The sequence below is a fragment of the Phyllobacterium sp. YR531 genome (assembly GCF_000282595.1).
GTDB lineage: Bacteria > Pseudomonadota > Alphaproteobacteria > Rhizobiales > Rhizobiaceae > Phyllobacterium.
In genome coordinates this window covers 1-16,619 of sequence record NZ_AKIZ01000014.1, presented here as the reverse complement: position 1 = coordinate 16,619, position 16,619 = coordinate 1, and the positions used below count along the sequence as shown (strand labels likewise).

Here is a 16,619-nt window from a genome sequence, read left to right as displayed (position 1 = left end):
CGGGTCACTTGGTTATGTTGAAAACGTAGTTGGTGTCGAATGATGGGCCAAGCTTGAAGTTCTTGATGTTCGAACGCAGGCCAGCCACTTCCGTTTGCTGGAAGATCAGAATGAACGGGCTGGTTTCAAGCACCTTCTTCTGCAGGTCCTGATACATAGCCGCACGCTTTGCATTGTCACGCTCAAGCAGCGCTGCTTTGGTCTCTTTCGTCAGCTCTGGCACGTCCCAGGCATTGCGCCAGGCAAGTGTCTTGTTGGTACCTGTATCCGCATTGTCCGGATTGCTGGTGAAAGTTTCCGCGTTGGAATTCGGGTCCCAGTAATCCACGCCCCACTGACCGATGTAGGAGTCGTGCGTACGGGCGCGATATTTGGTCAGTGTCTGCTTGCCGTCGCCCGGGATGATTTCCATCTTGATGCCCGCCTGCGCCAGACTCTGCTGAACAGATTCAGCAATTCCGGTAACGGGCTGGTTGTTGCGTACATCCATGGTGAAGGAGAAGCCATCTTTCAGACCGGCTTTCTCAAGCAGTTCCTTGGCCTTGGCCACATCCAGCTTGAAAGGCTTTTCGTCGAGTTCGCCCAGAATATTCTTCGGCAGGAAGGTCTGGTGAATTTCACCGATACCCTTGATCAGCTGTTCGCCGATTGCATCGTAATCGACCAGATATTTGAACGCCTGACGAACTTCCGGCTTGGCCAGGTTTTCGTTCTTCTGATTGAGGCTGATGTAATACAGCGTGCCCTTTGGAGCGCTGGTCGTCGTGATTTCCTTGTTCTTGACGACCTGTTCCAGATCGTTTGGTTCAAGATTGCGGGCAACATCAACATCGCCTTTTTCAAGCAGAAGGCGCTGCGCAGCACTTTCCTTGACATGGCGGTAGATGACACGGGCTAAGGGCGCTTTGGTGCCATAATAATTATCGTTGCGCTCTAGTACGATAATCTCATTGGCACGCCAGTCGCGAATCTTCATCGGGCCGGAGCCCGCATAATTCGTTTTCATCCACGCATTGCCAAAGTCACCATTGACGATGTGATCGGAGATCAGCTTCTTGTCGACAACCGAAGCCACAGTCGATGTCAGGCAGTTCAATACAAAGCTTGGCGCATAGGCCTGATCGACAGTGAAGACAAATGTTGAAGCGTCGGTCGCCTTTGCCTTCTCGGTCACATTATCCTTGTTCAAGCCAAACTGTGTGAGAATGAAAGCAGGGCTCAGATCAAGCTTCACTGCGCGTTCAAATGAATAAGCAACATCTTCGGCTGTCAGCGGATTACCGGAAGCAAATTGCAGGTTGGGCTTGAGCTTGAATGTATAGGTCAAACCATCATCAGAAACGGTCCAGCTTTCTGCGACATCGGCGATGATCTTCGATGGATCATTGATGTCGAGCCGTACGAGCTTGTCATAGGTATTGCCGTTGATCTCGCCCATCGTCAGCTCGAAAGCTTCGCCCGGATCAAGTGTGATGACGTCATCAATCGCCCATGCCTCGACCAACGTGTCAGCTGGCGTTTCGGCAAAAGCAGTCGTGCCCGACAGTATAATGGCGGACATGGCCGCACCGCCGAGCATCATTCGGAATTTTGGATTCATCTTGGTCATCAACATTGTTCTGGTTCCCTGTTTAGAGCTGTCGGCTCGAGCATATCCGAGATTGGCTCGAGCCTTTGTTTCTTTTTATTGTTCATGCCAGGCTGAGCCAAGCACGCGCAGCCAATTTTTACGACAGATTTTTGCAAGATCATCCTCTGAATAGCCCGCTTCACGCAATGCCTCGACCAGTTTCTGATTGCCGCTTGCATCGGCAATTTCACCGGGGATTTTAGCACCATCGAAGTCAGAGCCAAGTGCCACGCAATCAATGCCCATGCGATTGACCATATAATCAATGTGTCGAACCATATCGGTCAACGGCGTATCGGCATTTTCCCGTGCATCGGGACGCAACATGGCTACCGCATAATTGAGCCCGACGAGCCCTTTGCTCTCGCGGATGGCATCAAACTGCTTGTCAGTCACGTTGCGAGCCACTGGTGTCAGCGCATGCACATTGGAGTGGCTCGCCACCAGCGGTTGATCACTGAGCCGCGCCACATCCCAGAAACCCTTTTCTGTAATATGCGCCAGATCAATGAGAATTCCGAGACGATTGCAGGCTTTAACCAGCTCCTCACCCGCGCCGGTCAATCCCGGGCCAGTATCCGGGCTCATGGGATAGGCAAATGGAACACCGTGGGCAAAGACATTATTGCGGCTCCAAACAGGGCCGAGCGAACGCAGCCCTGCAGCATAGAACACATCAAGCGCCGCCAGATCAGCACCAATCGCTTCACAACCTTCCATGTGGAGAACTGCTGCAAACTGATCCTGCTCAATGCATTCGGTAATTTCGGCTGTACTACGACAGAGTTTCCAGCCACCCGCCTGCTGCAACCGCAAGGCAATTGATGCCATTTCCAGCGCGATATCCAGCGATGGAGCCCGCTCAAGCGGTGCAGCCAATGGTGTGGAATAATGCCCGTTGGCATCAGGAGCTTTGAAAGCCAGATCGCCTGAGGGAACGTAGATTGCGCAAAGCCCGCCAATCAGGCCGCCTTTCAGCGCCCGCTTCTTGTCTATGTGGCCGGAAGCTGTTCCTTCGATGAATTCCTGAACCGGATCGGTTCCGCTTTTCGAATGTTTCCACAACCGGTAGAGCACGTCGTTGTGACCATCGAAGACTGGCTGCATTTCAATTCCCGTTCAGATTCATGTAAAAGACATGCGCCCGACGGTAATCGTTTCATTGGATTGCCCGGCGCCACTTTTTGCCAAAAGATCATGCCCGCCGTGAACATTCAAGTGAGTTATTACACAAAAGTATAATTAGCAGGCTGTCCGGCAATCTGCACAGACATTGTGCAATCTGATAGGTGACCTGCGCCGCTTTATCCATGAAGACTGCAGCGTAAAATATCGAAAGGCGGCAATCTGCCGGATTGCCGCCTTTCTCATTATCCTGATTAATTTCAGCAAGCTGACTGCTGATGAATTTCTAAACGTCCAGATTTGCGACGCTCAGTGCGTTATCTTGAATGAACTCGCGGCGTGGCTCTACATCATCGCCCATCAGCCTTGAGAACAAGCTGTCCGCATCGGTTGCATCATTCACCCTCACCTGCAACAGCGAGCGTGCATTGGGGTCAAGCGTGGTTTCCCAAAGCTGATCAGCGTTCATTTCGCCGAGCCCCTTATAACGCTGCAATGACAGACCCTTTCGTCCTGCGGCGAAAACCGCTTCCAGCAGTGAAATCGGACCCGCAATCGTGTCCGATTTTTCCTTCCGGCGAAGGACCGGCGGTTTGGAGTAAATATCGTGCAGTTTCGACGAATAACGGTCGAGTTGGCGCGCATCAGCAGAGCCGATCAGTGCCATATCGAGTGTTACAGTTTCCTTCACACCGCGCAGCGAGCGCTCGAATACATAGCCATCAACACCGTCATCCGGCGTCGCCAACCGGCCACTCCAGCCTTTTTCGGTTTCTTCGGCAATGAGATCAAGACGCCCTGCAACCTCTGTCACCAGCGATTGCGCACGCGCCGTATCCGAAATGGCTTCCGGATTAAGCGCACCAGCTATCGTAGCCTGCTCCACAACCGCCCGATCATAGCGCGTATTCAGGCCCTGCAGGAGATGGCGCACGGCCATTGCGTCATTGATAACCGAGCGCAGATCAGCACCTGTGCGAACTTCACCGCTGTCCAGCTCCATCGAAGCTTCTTCCAGACCGGATTCGATCAGAAACTCCTCATAGGCAATCTCGTTCTTGATGTATTGCGAAGACTTGCCGCGAGAAACCTTATAAAGCGGCGGTTGGGCAATATAGATGTGGCCTCGCTCGATAAGTTCCGGCATCTGGCGGAAAAAGAACGTCAGCAGCAATGTACGAATGTGAGCACCATCGACGTCGGCGTCGGTCATGATGATGATCTTGTGGTAGCGAAGCTTGTCCGGATTGAACTCATCCTTGCCAATGCTTGTGCCGAGCGCCAGGATCAGTGTGCCGATCTGGTCAGATGACAGCATGCGATCAAGCTTGACGCGCTCAACGTTCAAAATCTTGCCGCGCAGAGGCAGAATGGCCTGGTTCTGGCGCGAACGCCCACCCTTGGCAGAGCCACCGGCGCTATCACCCTCGACGATGAAGATTTCAGACTTGGCCGGATCTTTCTCCTGGCAATCGGCAAGTTTGCCCGGGAGCGAGCTGATGCTCAACGAATTTTTACGGGTGATGTCGCGAGCCTTGCGGGCCGCCTCGCGGGCAGAGGCGGCCTGAATGACCTTGTCTACCAGCACCTTGCCTTCAGTCGGATGCTCTTCAAGCCATGTCGACAAAGCCTCGTTTACAAGACCTTCAACAACGGCGCGCACTTCTGAGGATACGAGCTTGTCCTTCGTCTGCGACGAGAACTTGGGATCAGGGACCTTCACCGAAAGAACTGCGGTGAGACCTTCACGGCAATCATCGCCGGTAAGTGTAACCTTGGCCTTTTTGGCCTGTCCGGTGCTTTCCGCATAACCGGTCATCTGGCGCGTCAGTGCGCCACGGAACCCGGCCAGATGCGTGCCACCATCGCGCTGAGGAATATTGTTGGTGAAGCACAGGACATTCTCGTGATAGCTGTCATTCCACCACATGGCGACTTCAACAGTCGTATCGTCGCGTTCGCCGCGAATATAGATCGGTTCTCCAACCAGCTCTTTCTTGGAGCGGTCAAGATACTTCACATAGGCAGTCAGACCACCCTCATAGAACAGTTCCAGATCCACCGGATCGGCATGACGGCGATCCGCAAGCAGGATACGTACACCGGAATTGAGGAACGCCAGTTCCCGCAAACGATGTTCCAGCGTCTTGAAGTCGAACTCGACCATGGTGAAAGTTTCGGTTGAAGGCAGGAACGACACTTCCGTACCTGTCAGATCACCAGCATCGCCCGTCACCACAAGCGGCGAATCCGCAACGCCATGGGTGAAGCTCATCTCGTGAATCTTGCCTTGACGGCGAATCTTCAATTTCAGCCATACGGAAAGCGCATTGACCACGGAAACGCCAACGCCGTGCAAACCGCCGGACACCTTGTAGGAGTTCTGATCGAATTTACCGCCCGCATGCAGCTGGGTCATGATGACTTCGGCCGCCGACACACCTTCCGAGTGCATGTCGGTTGGAATACCGCGACCGTTGTCGGTAACCGTGCAGGAACCATCGGGATTGAGTGTTACGGTAACGCGGGTTGCATGACCGGCAAGCGCCTCGTCAATAGCATTGTCCACGACTTCGTACACCATGTGATGAAGGCCGGAGCCATCATCCGTATCACCGATATACATTCCGGGGCGCTTGCGAACCGCATCCAACCCCTTGAGAACCTTGATGGACTCCGCGCCATATTCCGGCGAGGTTTCGACTGGCATCTCGGGTGTTTCACTCATGTAAATTCAATCTTTTCTGAAGGCAGGAACAGTGCGTCTGTCTTTATATCATATCTTGGGCGAATCATGCCCAACCTGTGCTTAGATATAGTGATTTATATCGCTTTTTCCAATTCATGCCGCTTGGCTGTCCACGGATGATCGCTCGACTAGGCCTGCACTATGGATAATCTGTGTCTTGAGAGCTGAAAAAATTCAAAACAACGCAGAGAGAAACCGTATGCGGACCTCTTTGCGTTGTTTCTTGCTGTTCTGGTTGATTGCCTGCAAGCAAACCTTCCGGTTGCAACACGCGCAGGCGATAATGCCAACGACTATTCGATAATCTGAATTTCCTGCGAAACAGGTCTTTCGATTGGTAATTGTGGTTCTAGGAAACCCTTGACCTCGCTAAACCTCAGACTGCCATCCTGATCCTTGTCGATCTGAGAGAAATTATCGATAAAGTATCCCACACCTGCCCTGTCGGCTGAGGCAACTGTCACCAGATGCGTCACCGGATCTGCTGCCCTGTCGAAAAGCGCACGAATACGATCATCGACGGCGTTAAGTACAGTTTCTGGAGTAATCGGAACGGCAGTTCTTTTGGCGGGGATTTTGGATGGAGAAAGGATTTTTCCAGAAATTGCCGCGCCAAATCTCTGCGGCTTTGTCAGCGTGACAGAATTATCCGCAGCCAATGCGCCTCCTTGAAACGCAGTGGAAGATACGAGCAAAACAATGAAAAATCTTAAACTGATCATGGCTTCCTCGCTTCCGGCAAAACCGAGTTAAGGGCGGCGAGCTTCACTGCTGGCAGATCATAAAATGCCTTGAGTTCCGTTAGTACAGTTTCATATTTGTCGGTGTCAAAAGGGCCTACTCCATGACCGCCAGAATAACTTTTTACAGAGATCTTTGACGATAATTTCGCATTTTGAATATCCACCTCCGACTGGTAGAATGGCGTATTGAGATCGTAGTAACCGTGCTGGACGAGGACTTTAAGCTCTGGATTTAGTGTCATGCTGTAACCTAAGTCAGGAATTGTACTTCCAAACCTGTCATCCGTTAGAGAGAGGCGCTGATCCGGCTCAAAATTCCATTGGCCGATAATCTGGCCGTTGCTACCAAGGTAATTTGATTGCGCTTTGTAGTTAATGAAATCGGCTTGATATAATTTGACGTAGTCGTAATTCACATCCCTTCTGTCAAGCGCCGGATCGACCTTGCCTTGGTCCAGAAAAAACCGTCCGTCACCCAGCAATAGCTTACCTTTTGCGGGATCAAATCTCTCGGCAAACGCACTACTGTTCATATTTGGATTGGCAATCCAGGGATTATCGGCGGCGTTATCGGTTGACTGGTAAAGTTTGCCTATTCCCGTCAATTGGTACAACTGATTTAGGAAATCTGCTGCCTCTGTCTTGTTGAGATAGGCCTCCCATTTGGACCGGTCCGGTACTTTCTTATCAACGCTTTGGAACACATCGAGGTAAAGTTCCTTGAATTTACCCGCAAATGTACGGGCTGCTGCAAGAAAGATCGGCGCATCAAAATCCTCCTTCTCTGTAGCTTTATCGTGAAATGCCTTCACCATTGCATACGTGGGAAGAGCACCATGGCAAGAAACGTAGTAATTGTAACAATCGGTTTTTTTATCAAGAATTGGCGAATTTAAGATCAAGCCGCTCAGCACGTTTTCGGATTTTGTTGGAGAGCTCGCAGCAGATTTCCCTGCCCCGCTTTCAAGCAGCAAACGCCCAATAATCGGTGCACGAAGCCCCCCATATGATACACCGTAGATATACTTTGGTGAGCTGTGGCGATTATTTGTCTCGACAAAACGTGCTATGAAACTACTCAAAATTTTTGCATCGCTGTCCACGCCCCAAAAATCGCGGTTTATGAACGGGCTGACGGCGGCAGAATAGCCTGTGCCAACTGGGTCGACGAAAACAAGGTCAGTCTTATCAAGAAGAGTGTTCGGATTATCCTTTAAACGTGGAGCTCCTGCTTTTTCAGAAGCTTCTTCATCGTAACTTTTCGGGCCCAGAAAATCGAGATCAAGGGGCGCTGACGCCCCGCCGGGGCCGCCGTTAAATACAAATGTCACCGGCCGGTTTTCTTTTGGCAAACCATCGCGCGTATAGGCAGTATAGAAGATGGCAGCGTCGGCTTTTACATATGCCAGCCCACTTCCAATTTGGACCGACCCCGTCGAAACAAGATGTCCGGCTGAGGCGGTGAATTTGATTGGAGTGCCATTTATATTGATGCTGTGCGACTTGCTTGACGGCTCTTCGCTTACTTTCCAGCGTATAATCCCATCCTCTGGACCGTACTTGAAAACATCTGAGCCGGTCCTTGGCTTGACGTTGGTTTGAGGAATAATTACGGGCGGAGGCGCGAACGTTGATGTGGTTTCTTCTGGCTCCGAATCTGAACCGCCACCACTACAGGCGGCGAGAAAAACCGCTAGCGTCAGCCAGCAAGAACGAAAACGCATGATTTAAAAACCTCACAATAAAAATTTCGAATTAAATATTTGATATAATTATATAATACTTTGGTCTAACGTCGATAAAAACACCTCTTGGGCGTGGTTTGACTAGAGCCCACCGAGGCGTTCCGGTCAAGAAAAATTGCGTCAATTTGGCACATAAATTTGCAAAGTTTACCTAAACCTTGCCCTGCCAAATTTGTGGACATCGGGCATAATCGTCCCCACATCGGATTCATGGAGACGCAATGGACACTCTGAGAACCGCATTCACCCCCCCGGCACCCGTTCCGCGTACTGGCCCGGTTGGTACGCTGCAGCTCATCCGCACCATTTATCGCAATCCGCTGGAATTGTGGGGGGAGCCTTCCTACAACGAGCCATGGGTTTCGATCGAGTGGTCTTTCGCTCACACCATCATCGCCAATGACCCCGGCCTTATTCGCCATGTGCTCGTCGACAATGCCAGGAACTACAGGATGGCTGCTGTCCGCCAGCGCATCTTGCGCCCCATTCTTCGCGATGGCTTGCTGACAGCGGAAGGCGACACATGGAAGCGTTCGCGCAAAGCCATGGCGCCGGTTTTCACACCCCGCCATATCAATGGTTTTGCAGCGAGTATGAAACGCGCGACCGAGAATTTCGCCAATCGTTATGACGGACTGACCGGCATTACCGACGTGTCCCGCGACATGACCATGTTGACCTATGACATCTTGGCTGAAACGCTGTTTTCCGGCGAAATCGCCGGCGACCCCGATCAGTTTTCGCATGAGGTAGACCGCCTGTTTGAAACCATGGGGCGGGTCGACCCGCTTGATCTTCTTGGCGCGCCGGAATGGCTGCCCCGCTTCACGCAAATTCGCGGTCGCCGGGCGCTTGCCTTCTTTCGCCAGATTGTTGCCAACACAATCGAACTGCGCAAAGCCCGCATGGACAAGGAAGGCGACAGGGTTCCAAATGATTTCCTGACGCTTCTTCTACGTGCTGAGGGCCCTGAAGGTCTTTCACGTGCTGAAATTGAAGACAATATCATTACATTCATCGGCGCCGGTCATGAAACAACTGCGCGTGCACTTGGCTGGACGCTGTACTTGGTGGCACGGGCGCCATGGGAACGTGACCTGATCGAGCAGGAAATCGACGCTTTCATGGATCAGCGCGATATACCGCCGCCACATGAATGGCTTGATGCACTACCCTTCACACGCGCTGCTTTTGAAGAAGCCATGCGGCTTTATCCGCCTGCCCCATCAATCAACCGTGAACCTGTCGAAGACGACCAGTATAAGGACTTGAAACTCCCGAAGGGCGCGGCCGTTCTCGTCATGCCCTGGACCGTGCACAGGCACCGTCTCTATTGGGAGGAACCGGAAGCCTTCATGCCATCGCGCTTTCATCCGGAAAATCGCGGTAAGATCGACCGCTTTCAGTATCTGCCCTTCGGCGCAGGACCACGCGTGTGCATAGGGGCGAGCTTTGCCCTGCAGGAGGCGATAATCGCGCTTGCGGTTCTTCTCCACCGCTTCCGCTTTGATATGGCAGGCAGTGTAAAGCCTTGGCCCGTGCAGAAATTGACAACGCAACCGGATGGCGGTCTGCCTATGAGTGTTACTTCAAGACGTTAATAGTGCTTGGTTCGCTCGGGATCAGCATGCAGGCCACCTCACCTTCCTCATGGTGGGCTTGTCGAACAACGCAATACTTCGATGCATAAGGTTGATTTCACCAGAAATTTATTGTACTTATATTTCCAGTGAAAGGATGTGTCATGCGAACTACCGCTCAATATAAAGAAACACCAAGCAAGACCACGGTGGTATCCAAGGCGCTGCTGCGTTCCGCTGAGTTGCTTGGGCTGACCGCCAAGGAGCTTTCCAATATTGTCGGCCTGTCAGAACCCAGCCTGTCACGCCTGAAGCGCAGCCTTGATGGCTCGCCGCTGACCGGCAAGAGCTATGAATTGGCCCTCCTGTTCATCCGTCTTTACCGTTCGCTGGATGCAATTGTTGGCGGCGATGACGCTGTCGCACGGCAGTGGATACGAACCGACAACACCATGCTTGGTGGCAAACCGCTTAACCGCATCAAAACCATTGACGGTCTTACCCATGTCCTCGCCTATCTGGACGCCCGACGCGCTCCGATCTGAGTCCCGTGTTGTTCATGGCGCCTGCTGGCGTCTGGTTGAGGCGCAGCACCGCGTTTCCACGATGAAGCTTGTCGATACGCTGGACGAGCAGGCTTTGCTCGAGGATGAGCTGGAAGCAACCAAACCTCCCTTGCCTGCCGAATGTGCGCATCTTGATTACCTGCTGGCCACGCCATTCCGCTATGGCCGTTATCCCGGCAATTCCCGTTTTCGTCGGGAAGGCTATTCGCCCGGAGTTTTCTACGCCAGTGAAGCAGTTGAAACAGCGGTTGCCGAAACAGCATTCTACCGGCTGCTGTTCTTTGCAGAAAGCCCTGGCACACCATGGCCGCATAATGCGCTGGAGTTTACGGCTTTCGAATCGCGCTATGCCACGACCAAAGCGCTTGATCTCATGGCACCGCCTTTTCTGGAACAGGCAGCCCAGTGGACACATCTTAGCGATTATTCCGCCTGTCTCGATCTGTCCGACAAAGCCAAACAGGCCGATATTGAACTGATCCGCTATCAATCAGTCCGCGACCCTGATCGCCGTGCCAATCTTGCCCTGCTTTCATGTGCATGCTTCGCCATGCCGCGCCCCACGAAGATGACCACATGGCGGCTGCATTTCTCCAGCTATGGCGTCAAAGCCATCTGTGACCAGCCGGACCTTCGTCTTGGTTTCAACCGTGAGACATTTGCCGATGACCCACGCATGGCGATAGTCTAGCCCAATCTTTCCGCATGCCAGGCGATATGATCTGCCATGAAAGTCGCGATGAAAAAATACGAGTGGTCGTAGCCGTCATGCATGTTCAAGGTCAACGGAATGCCGGCTTTCTCACAAGCTTCCTCAAGCAGCCATGGCCGCAGACCATCATCCAGAAATCCATCCGCCTTGCCCTGGTCAACCAGCAGCTCCGGCAGGCGATGGCCATCCTCGATCAAGGCCACACTGTCATAGGCGCGCCATGATTTTTCATCGCTGCCCAGATATTTCTCGAATGCCGGACGCGACCAGCCCGCAACCATGGGACGGGCAATGGGGGCGAAAGCGGAAACCGATTTGTAGCGCCCGGGATTTTTTAGTGCCAATGTGATTGCGCCATGCCCGCCCATAGAGTGACCGAAGATGCTCTGACGCTGCATATCAACCGGGAAATTCGCAGCGATCAACGCAGGCAGTTCTTCGCCAATATAGGTCGCCATGCGATAGTTGGTGGCAAAGGGTTCCTGCGTCGCATCGAGATAAAACCCGGCTCCGTTGCCGAACTGCCAATTGTCTTTCTCATCCGGCACGTCTTCGCCGCGAGGACTGGTATCGGGACAGACGATTGCGACGCCAAGCTCCGCTGCGGCCCTGCGATATTCTCCCTTGTCCATGACGTTCTGATGCGTGCAGGTCAGGCCCGACAGATACCATAGCACAGGCACCGGCCCGTCCTTTGCCTGCGGCGGCAGGAATACGGCAAATGTCATGTCACACAGGCAGGCATCACTGCGATGGCGATAGACGCCTTGTGTTCCGCCAAAGCTTTTTGCGATCGATAGCGTTTCCATGACTATTCCCGTGAGTATTATTGGCCGAGCGAAACGGCGACGTTGACTGCAGCGGCAACGAGCACCGTGTTGAAGAAGAACGATACGATTGCGTGTAGCAGGTTAATCTTGCGCATATCTGTACTGGTGATTCCGGTATCGGATGTCTGCGCGGTCATGCCGATAACATAAGAAAAATACAGAAATTCGATGCCGCCGGGCTCCTTGTCACCGGGAAAATCCAACCCGCCCACATGCCTTCGCGTTTTACCCTTTGCACCTTCCGCATTCTCATCCGGCTGCCAGTAGAGATGCGCATAGTGAATGGCTGTCATCATGTGGATGGTCAGCCAGCCGAGCGGTACCGCAGCCAGTGCCAATGCAAGGTCTAGCGGTTGCGGGTTCTGGCTGGAGTTGATCAGCACAAACAATGAGCCAACCGCAACGACCACAGCACCAAAGGTAACCGCGAAAATGATCCAAACCGGCTCGTCGGACCGGGCCGCATTGCGGCGCAGATAATCCGCCGTCAACTTGGGGATTCTGAATGCCATGAGAACCAGATAGACAATGAAAAAGGCATTAGCCGCAATGACATAGGCTATGCGCGGCGTGAAGGCCAAGGCAAACCCTAACGCAGCAATCCCTATTACGGCGGCAAGATAGAAAGGTGTGTGCCGCTTTTGCATCGGATACTACTCGGAGGTCACAGCCGCAGGTCGCTGCATATCGACATGCGGAATATTGTCTTCCAGATATTCCTCCGAGACCACCACGAAACCAAATGACGCGTAGAAGCGTGACAGATGGCTTTGCGCTGAAAGCTTGATCGGGCTTTCCGGATAAAGCCGCTCACATTGCGAAATCGCCTCGACCATGATCCTGTCGCCAAGCCGCTTGCCGCGATGCTCCGGTGATACCACCACCCGGCCAATCCGTGCTGCAGGATCGCTCTTTGCGGGTTTGCGAATGCGTGCGCTGGCTACAAGGGCCCTGCCACTGAGTATCCGCAGGTGCAGCGCATCGACATCCTTGCCGTCAAGCTCGGGATAGGGGCATTTCTGCTCGACGACGAATACATCGACACGCAGCTTCAGCATGGCATAAAGGTCGCGTGGCGAAAGCTCATCGAGACCTGAAAGAACGACTTTGTAGACCTCTGCGTCCATCAGAAAGTCACAACGCTACGAATGGACTTGCCCTCATGCATCAAGTCAAACGCCGTATTGATTTCAGGCAGCGGCATGGTGTGCGTGATCAGGCTGTCAATGTCGATCTTGCCTTCCATGTACCAATCCACGATTTTCGGCACATCGGTACGCCCACGTGCACCGCCAAATGCCGTGCCGCGCCAATTGCGCCCCGTAACAAGCTGGAAAGGCCGCGTCGAAATTTCCTTACCCGCTTCCGCAACGCCGATAACAATACTTGTGCCCCAGCCGCGATGGCAGCATTCCAGCGCCTGCCGCATGACATTGGTGTTTCCGGTTGCGTCGAATGAGAAATCAGCGCCGCCATCGGTCAGATCCTGAATGGCGGAAACCACTTTGTCGTTGCCCACTTCAGTCGGATTGATGAAATGGGTCATGCCGAATTGCTTCGCCATCGCCACCTTGCCGGGATTGATATCGACACCGATGATCTTGTCCGCGCCAACCATACGTGCACCCTGAATGACATTGAGACCGATGCCGCCAAGGCCGAACACTACAACATTGGCGCCGGGCCAGACTTTACCCGTGTAAATCACCGCGCCAATACCTGTCGTCACACCGCAGCCGATATAGCAGATCTTGTCGAAGGGGGCGTCTTCACGCACTTTCGCCAAGGCGATTTCCGGCAGGACCGTAAAATTCGAAAAGGTCGAGCATCCCATGTAATGGAAGACCTCGCCGCCATCGCAGGAGAAGCGGCTGGTCCCATCCGGCATGACACCCTGCCCTTGCGTGGCACGGATGGAAGTGCATAGGTTGGAGCGTTGCGACAGGCAGGTTTTGCACTGGCGGCATTCCGGCGTGTAGAGCGGAATGACGTGATCACCGGCCTTCAACGACGTTACGCCTGCACCGACTTCCCGTACTATCCCTGCGCCTTCGTGACCAAGGATCGCCGGAAACTTGCCTTCGGAATCGAGCCCGGAAAGCGTATAGGCATCCGTATGGCAGACCCCTGTCGCCATGATTTCGACGAGAACTTCGCCGGGCTTGGGTCCACCTATCTCGATTGTTTCGATGGTGAGTGGCTTGTTGGCTTCCCATGCAACGGCGGCGCGCGATTTCATGAATATCTCTCCCAATACGTCTTTTAGTGATTTGCTATGTGGCACTATCAAGATCGCAGGTGGGATCGTCAATCAAATCGGCGACATTTCCCGCCGTGAAACCGCTTTGTCGCAGCTAATTCGTTGATCGCGCCGTTGGTTCTCACAGTTAAAAATTGTTGGACTTCGCGTAAGAAAAATTGTCAAACGCGACAATAACAATTAGCGGATATGCCGTGCCAGTTCTCCCCACCCTTCCCGTAACCGAGATTTTTCCTGCGCTCGACAATGCGCTGATTACGGGCAATTCTGTCGTGCTGGTTGCGCCGCCCGGTGCCGGCAAGACCACGCTCATACCCTTGCACCTTCTCAATACCCCCTGGCGCGGCGATGGCATGATCATCCTGCTGGAGCCGCGACGCCTTGCCGCCCGTGCCGCTGCCAGTCGTATGGCGAGCCTTCTAGGCGAAGAGGTCGGCGCAACGGTCGGCTATCGTATGCGGCTGGAAAACAAGGTTTCGGCGAAAACCCGCATCCTCGTCGTCACCGAGGGCGTTTTCGCCCGTATGATCCTAGATGATCCTGACTTGAAGGACGTTTCCGTCGTACTTTTCGATGAGTTTCACGAGCGCAGTCTCGATGCGGATTTTGGCCTCGCGCTAGCGCTGGATGTGCAGGCTGCCTTACGTCCTGACCTCAAGCTGCTCGTCATGTCGGCGACGCTGGATGGCGCACGCGTCGCAAAGCTGCTTGGTGATGCGCCTGTATTGGAAAGCAAGGGCCGCTCATTCCCTATCGATGTCCGCTACCGCGAGCGCAAGCCCGACGAGCGTATTGAAGATGCTATGGCCAGAGCCATTCGCGATACGCTGGCCGACGAGACCGGCAGCATTCTGGCCTTTCTGCCCGGTCAGCGTGAAATCGAGCGCACTGCCGCAGCGTTGGAGGGACGCGTGTCCGCCGATACACTTGTCGTACCGCTCTACGGAGCGCTCGAAGGGCGCGATCAGGATGCGGCGATCAAGCCTGCACCGCAGGGACAACGAAAGGTCGTTCTTGCCACCTCCATCGCTGAAACATCGATCACCATTGATGGCGTGCGTGTCGTCATCGATAGCGGGCTTGCCCGGCTGCCCAAGTTCGAACCCGCAACCGGCCTCACGCGACTGGAAACTGTTCGCGCTGCCCGCGCCGCGGTCGACCAACGCGCAGGTCGTGCGGGACGAACAGAACCCGGCATTGCCATCAGACTTTGGCGGGCTGAACAGACTGCTGCACTCGAAGCCTTTGCCCCTCCGGAAATTCTCGAGGCGGACTTGACCGGCCTTGTGCTGGATTGCGCCGCGTGGGGTGTTTCCGACCCTTCTACCCTCGCATTTCTTGATACGCCGCCTGCTCCGGCTATCAAAGAAGCAAAGACCCTTCTGGAGAATCTCGGTGCGCTTGATAGAGACCACCGTGTTACACCTATGGGCAACCAGATGCGGGGACTGGCACTGCCCGCGCGCCTTGCGCATATGGTGCTGACCGCACGCGAACGCGGGCAGGGATTCCGGGCGGCAGAACTTGCCGTCCTGCTTACCGAGCGCGGACTCGGCGGCAATGACACCGATCTCGACGTGCGGCTGTCCCGCTTTCAGCGCGAGCGTGGAGATCGTGCGACGCGAGCGCGGGGACTGGCGAAGCGGCTGGCCGGGTCAGGGCGGAGTGCTGCAGGAGATGACAGTGTGGGCCGTCTGCTCATCGGCGCTTATCCGGACCGTATCGCCAAGTCACGCGGCAATGGCCAGTTTACACTTGCCAACGGGCGGGGCGGCGAAGTTGATCCTGCCACTTCATTGGCAAAATCCCCTTGGCTCGTCGTGGCCGACATTTCGGGGCGTGCCGGACGGGCAAGAATCCTTGCTGCGGCAGAGGTGAGCGAAGCGGAAATCCGTGAAGCGATGGCGGGTCAGATCGTCAGCGGGCGGCAGGTCACCTATGATGCTTCGCGAAACGCGCTTCAGGCACGTGATGCCACGCGGATCGGCGCAATCGCATTGTCGGAAAAGACCATGCCCGCTCCGACGGGGGAAGAGGCCGATCTTGGCGTGATCGCCGCCGTGCGAACGCATGGGCTGGATATCCTGCCTTGGTCGAAAGAGGCGGCAACCTTACGCCGTCGTCTGGCCTGGCTGCATAAGGGGCTAGGTACTCCTTGGCCTTCAATGGACGACGATGCACTGCTTGGGTCCCTCGACGACTGGTTAAGGCCTTTCCTCACGGGCGGTGCGCAGCTCAACCAGATTCCAGCGCATGTGCTGATCGAGGGACTACGCTCGGCTGTCCCTTACGATCTGCAGCGCAAGATCGAAACATTCGCGCCAACACATTTTGAAGTTCCCACGGGGTCGAATATCCCGATCCGCTATGATGAAGGCGAGCCTGTTCTGGCTGTCCGGGTGCAGGAGCTTTTCGGACTGGCTGTCCACCCTGCCATCGCCAACGGCACGATACCTCTGCTGCTGGAATTATTGTCTCCGGCACATCGCCCCATCCAGATAACCCGCGACCTTCCTGGCTTTTGGAAAGGCTCGTGGGCAGATGTTCGCAGCGACATGCGCGGCCGCTATCCCCGGCACGTCTGGCCGGAAGACCCAGCCAACGCCGCTCCAACTGCACGGGCCAAACCACGGGGAACGTAAGTGCTCCTTAATCAGGTTTGCACAAAAGTAATGCGTG

At 54.3% G+C, this 16,619-nt stretch carries 13 protein-coding genes; 4 read left to right on the top strand and 9 right to left on the bottom strand.

The window, feature by feature from the left end; all coding sequences use genetic code 11:
• Window positions 1–4 precede the first annotated feature (4 nt).
• The 5 genes from PMI41_RS04495 to PMI41_RS04475 all read right to left on the bottom strand — a co-directional run bounded on the left by PMI41_RS04495 (window position 5) and on the right by PMI41_RS04475 (window position 7,971).
• Window positions 5–1,615, bottom strand: a complete 1,611-nt coding sequence (locus PMI41_RS04495; protein ID WP_008122248.1) for an ABC transporter substrate-binding protein — start codon at window positions 1,613–1,615, stop codon at window positions 5–7.
• Window positions 1,616–1,684: 69 nt separating this feature from the next.
• Window positions 1,685–2,737, bottom strand: coding sequence for a dipeptidase (locus PMI41_RS04490; RefSeq protein ID WP_008122247.1), 1,053 nt, complete (start codon window positions 2,735–2,737; stop codon window positions 1,685–1,687).
• Between the two features lie 304 nt (window positions 2,738–3,041).
• Entirely contained in the window at window positions 3,042–5,483 is a 2,442-nt protein-coding gene (gene gyrB, locus PMI41_RS04485; protein WP_008122245.1) for a DNA topoisomerase (ATP-hydrolyzing) subunit B, read from the bottom strand.
• Between the two features lie 314 nt (window positions 5,484–5,797).
• The gene (locus PMI41_RS04480; RefSeq protein ID WP_008122243.1) at window positions 5,798–6,226 is read right to left on the bottom strand and encodes a hypothetical protein; all 429 of its coding nucleotides are present in this window, start codon (window positions 6,224–6,226) and stop codon (window positions 5,798–5,800) included.
• A complete protein-coding gene (locus PMI41_RS04475) occupies window positions 6,223–7,971 on the bottom strand; it encodes a carboxypeptidase C (cathepsin A) (RefSeq protein WP_008122241.1) in 1,749 nt (582 codons plus the stop codon). The genes PMI41_RS04480 and PMI41_RS04475 overlap by 4 nt, the downstream gene beginning before the upstream one ends.
• A gap of 242 nt (window positions 7,972–8,213) precedes the next feature.
• On the opposite strand from PMI41_RS04475, the gene PMI41_RS04470 reads away from it, so the two are divergent.
• From PMI41_RS04470 to PMI41_RS04460, 3 genes are all read left to right on the top strand, one after another.
• Window positions 8,214–9,593, top strand: coding sequence for a cytochrome P450 (locus PMI41_RS04470; RefSeq protein WP_008122239.1), 1,380 nt, complete (start codon window positions 8,214–8,216; stop codon window positions 9,591–9,593).
• 143 nt (window positions 9,594–9,736) lie between these two features.
• Window positions 9,737–10,117 (top strand): MbcA/ParS/Xre antitoxin family protein, encoded by a 381-nt coding sequence (locus PMI41_RS04465; protein WP_008122238.1) that lies wholly within the window; start codon window positions 9,737–9,739, stop codon window positions 10,115–10,117.
• Complete coding sequence (locus PMI41_RS04460) at window positions 10,077–10,829, top strand: RES family NAD+ phosphorylase (protein WP_008122236.1); 753 nt, start codon at window positions 10,077–10,079, stop codon at window positions 10,827–10,829. Before PMI41_RS04465 ends, PMI41_RS04460 begins: the two co-directional genes overlap by 41 nt.
• Here PMI41_RS04460 and fghA read toward each other — a convergent pair.
• Genes fghA through PMI41_RS04440 form a run of 4 tightly spaced genes read right to left on the bottom strand, consistent with a single transcriptional unit; the run spans window position 10,826 to window position 13,919 of the window.
• Window positions 10,826–11,659, bottom strand: a complete 834-nt coding sequence (gene fghA, locus PMI41_RS04455; RefSeq protein ID WP_008122233.1) for an S-formylglutathione hydrolase — start codon at window positions 11,657–11,659, stop codon at window positions 10,826–10,828. The genes PMI41_RS04460 and fghA overlap by 4 nt on opposite strands.
• A 17-nt stretch (window positions 11,660–11,676) precedes the next feature.
• Window positions 11,677–12,327 (bottom strand): DUF1345 domain-containing protein, encoded by a 651-nt coding sequence (locus tag PMI41_RS04450; RefSeq protein WP_008122232.1) that lies wholly within the window; start codon window positions 12,325–12,327, stop codon window positions 11,677–11,679.
• Window positions 12,328–12,333: 6 nt separating this feature from the next.
• Window positions 12,334–12,807, bottom strand: a complete 474-nt coding sequence (locus tag PMI41_RS04445) for a GNAT family N-acetyltransferase (protein WP_008122230.1) — start codon at window positions 12,805–12,807, stop codon at window positions 12,334–12,336.
• Window positions 12,807–13,919, bottom strand: a complete 1,113-nt coding sequence (locus PMI41_RS04440; protein ID WP_008122227.1) for an S-(hydroxymethyl)glutathione dehydrogenase/class III alcohol dehydrogenase — start codon at window positions 13,917–13,919, stop codon at window positions 12,807–12,809. Before PMI41_RS04440 ends, PMI41_RS04445 begins: the two co-directional genes overlap by 1 nt.
• A 215-nt stretch (window positions 13,920–14,134) precedes the next feature.
• Here PMI41_RS04440 and hrpB point away from each other — a divergent pair, with 215 nt between their 5' ends.
• Window positions 14,135–16,582 carry an ATP-dependent helicase HrpB gene (gene hrpB, locus PMI41_RS04435; protein WP_008122225.1) on the top strand — a complete coding sequence of 816 codons (2,448 nt, stop codon included), beginning with the start codon at window positions 14,135–14,137 and terminating at the stop codon, window positions 16,580–16,582.
• The last annotated feature ends 37 nt before the right edge of the window (window positions 16,583–16,619 follow it).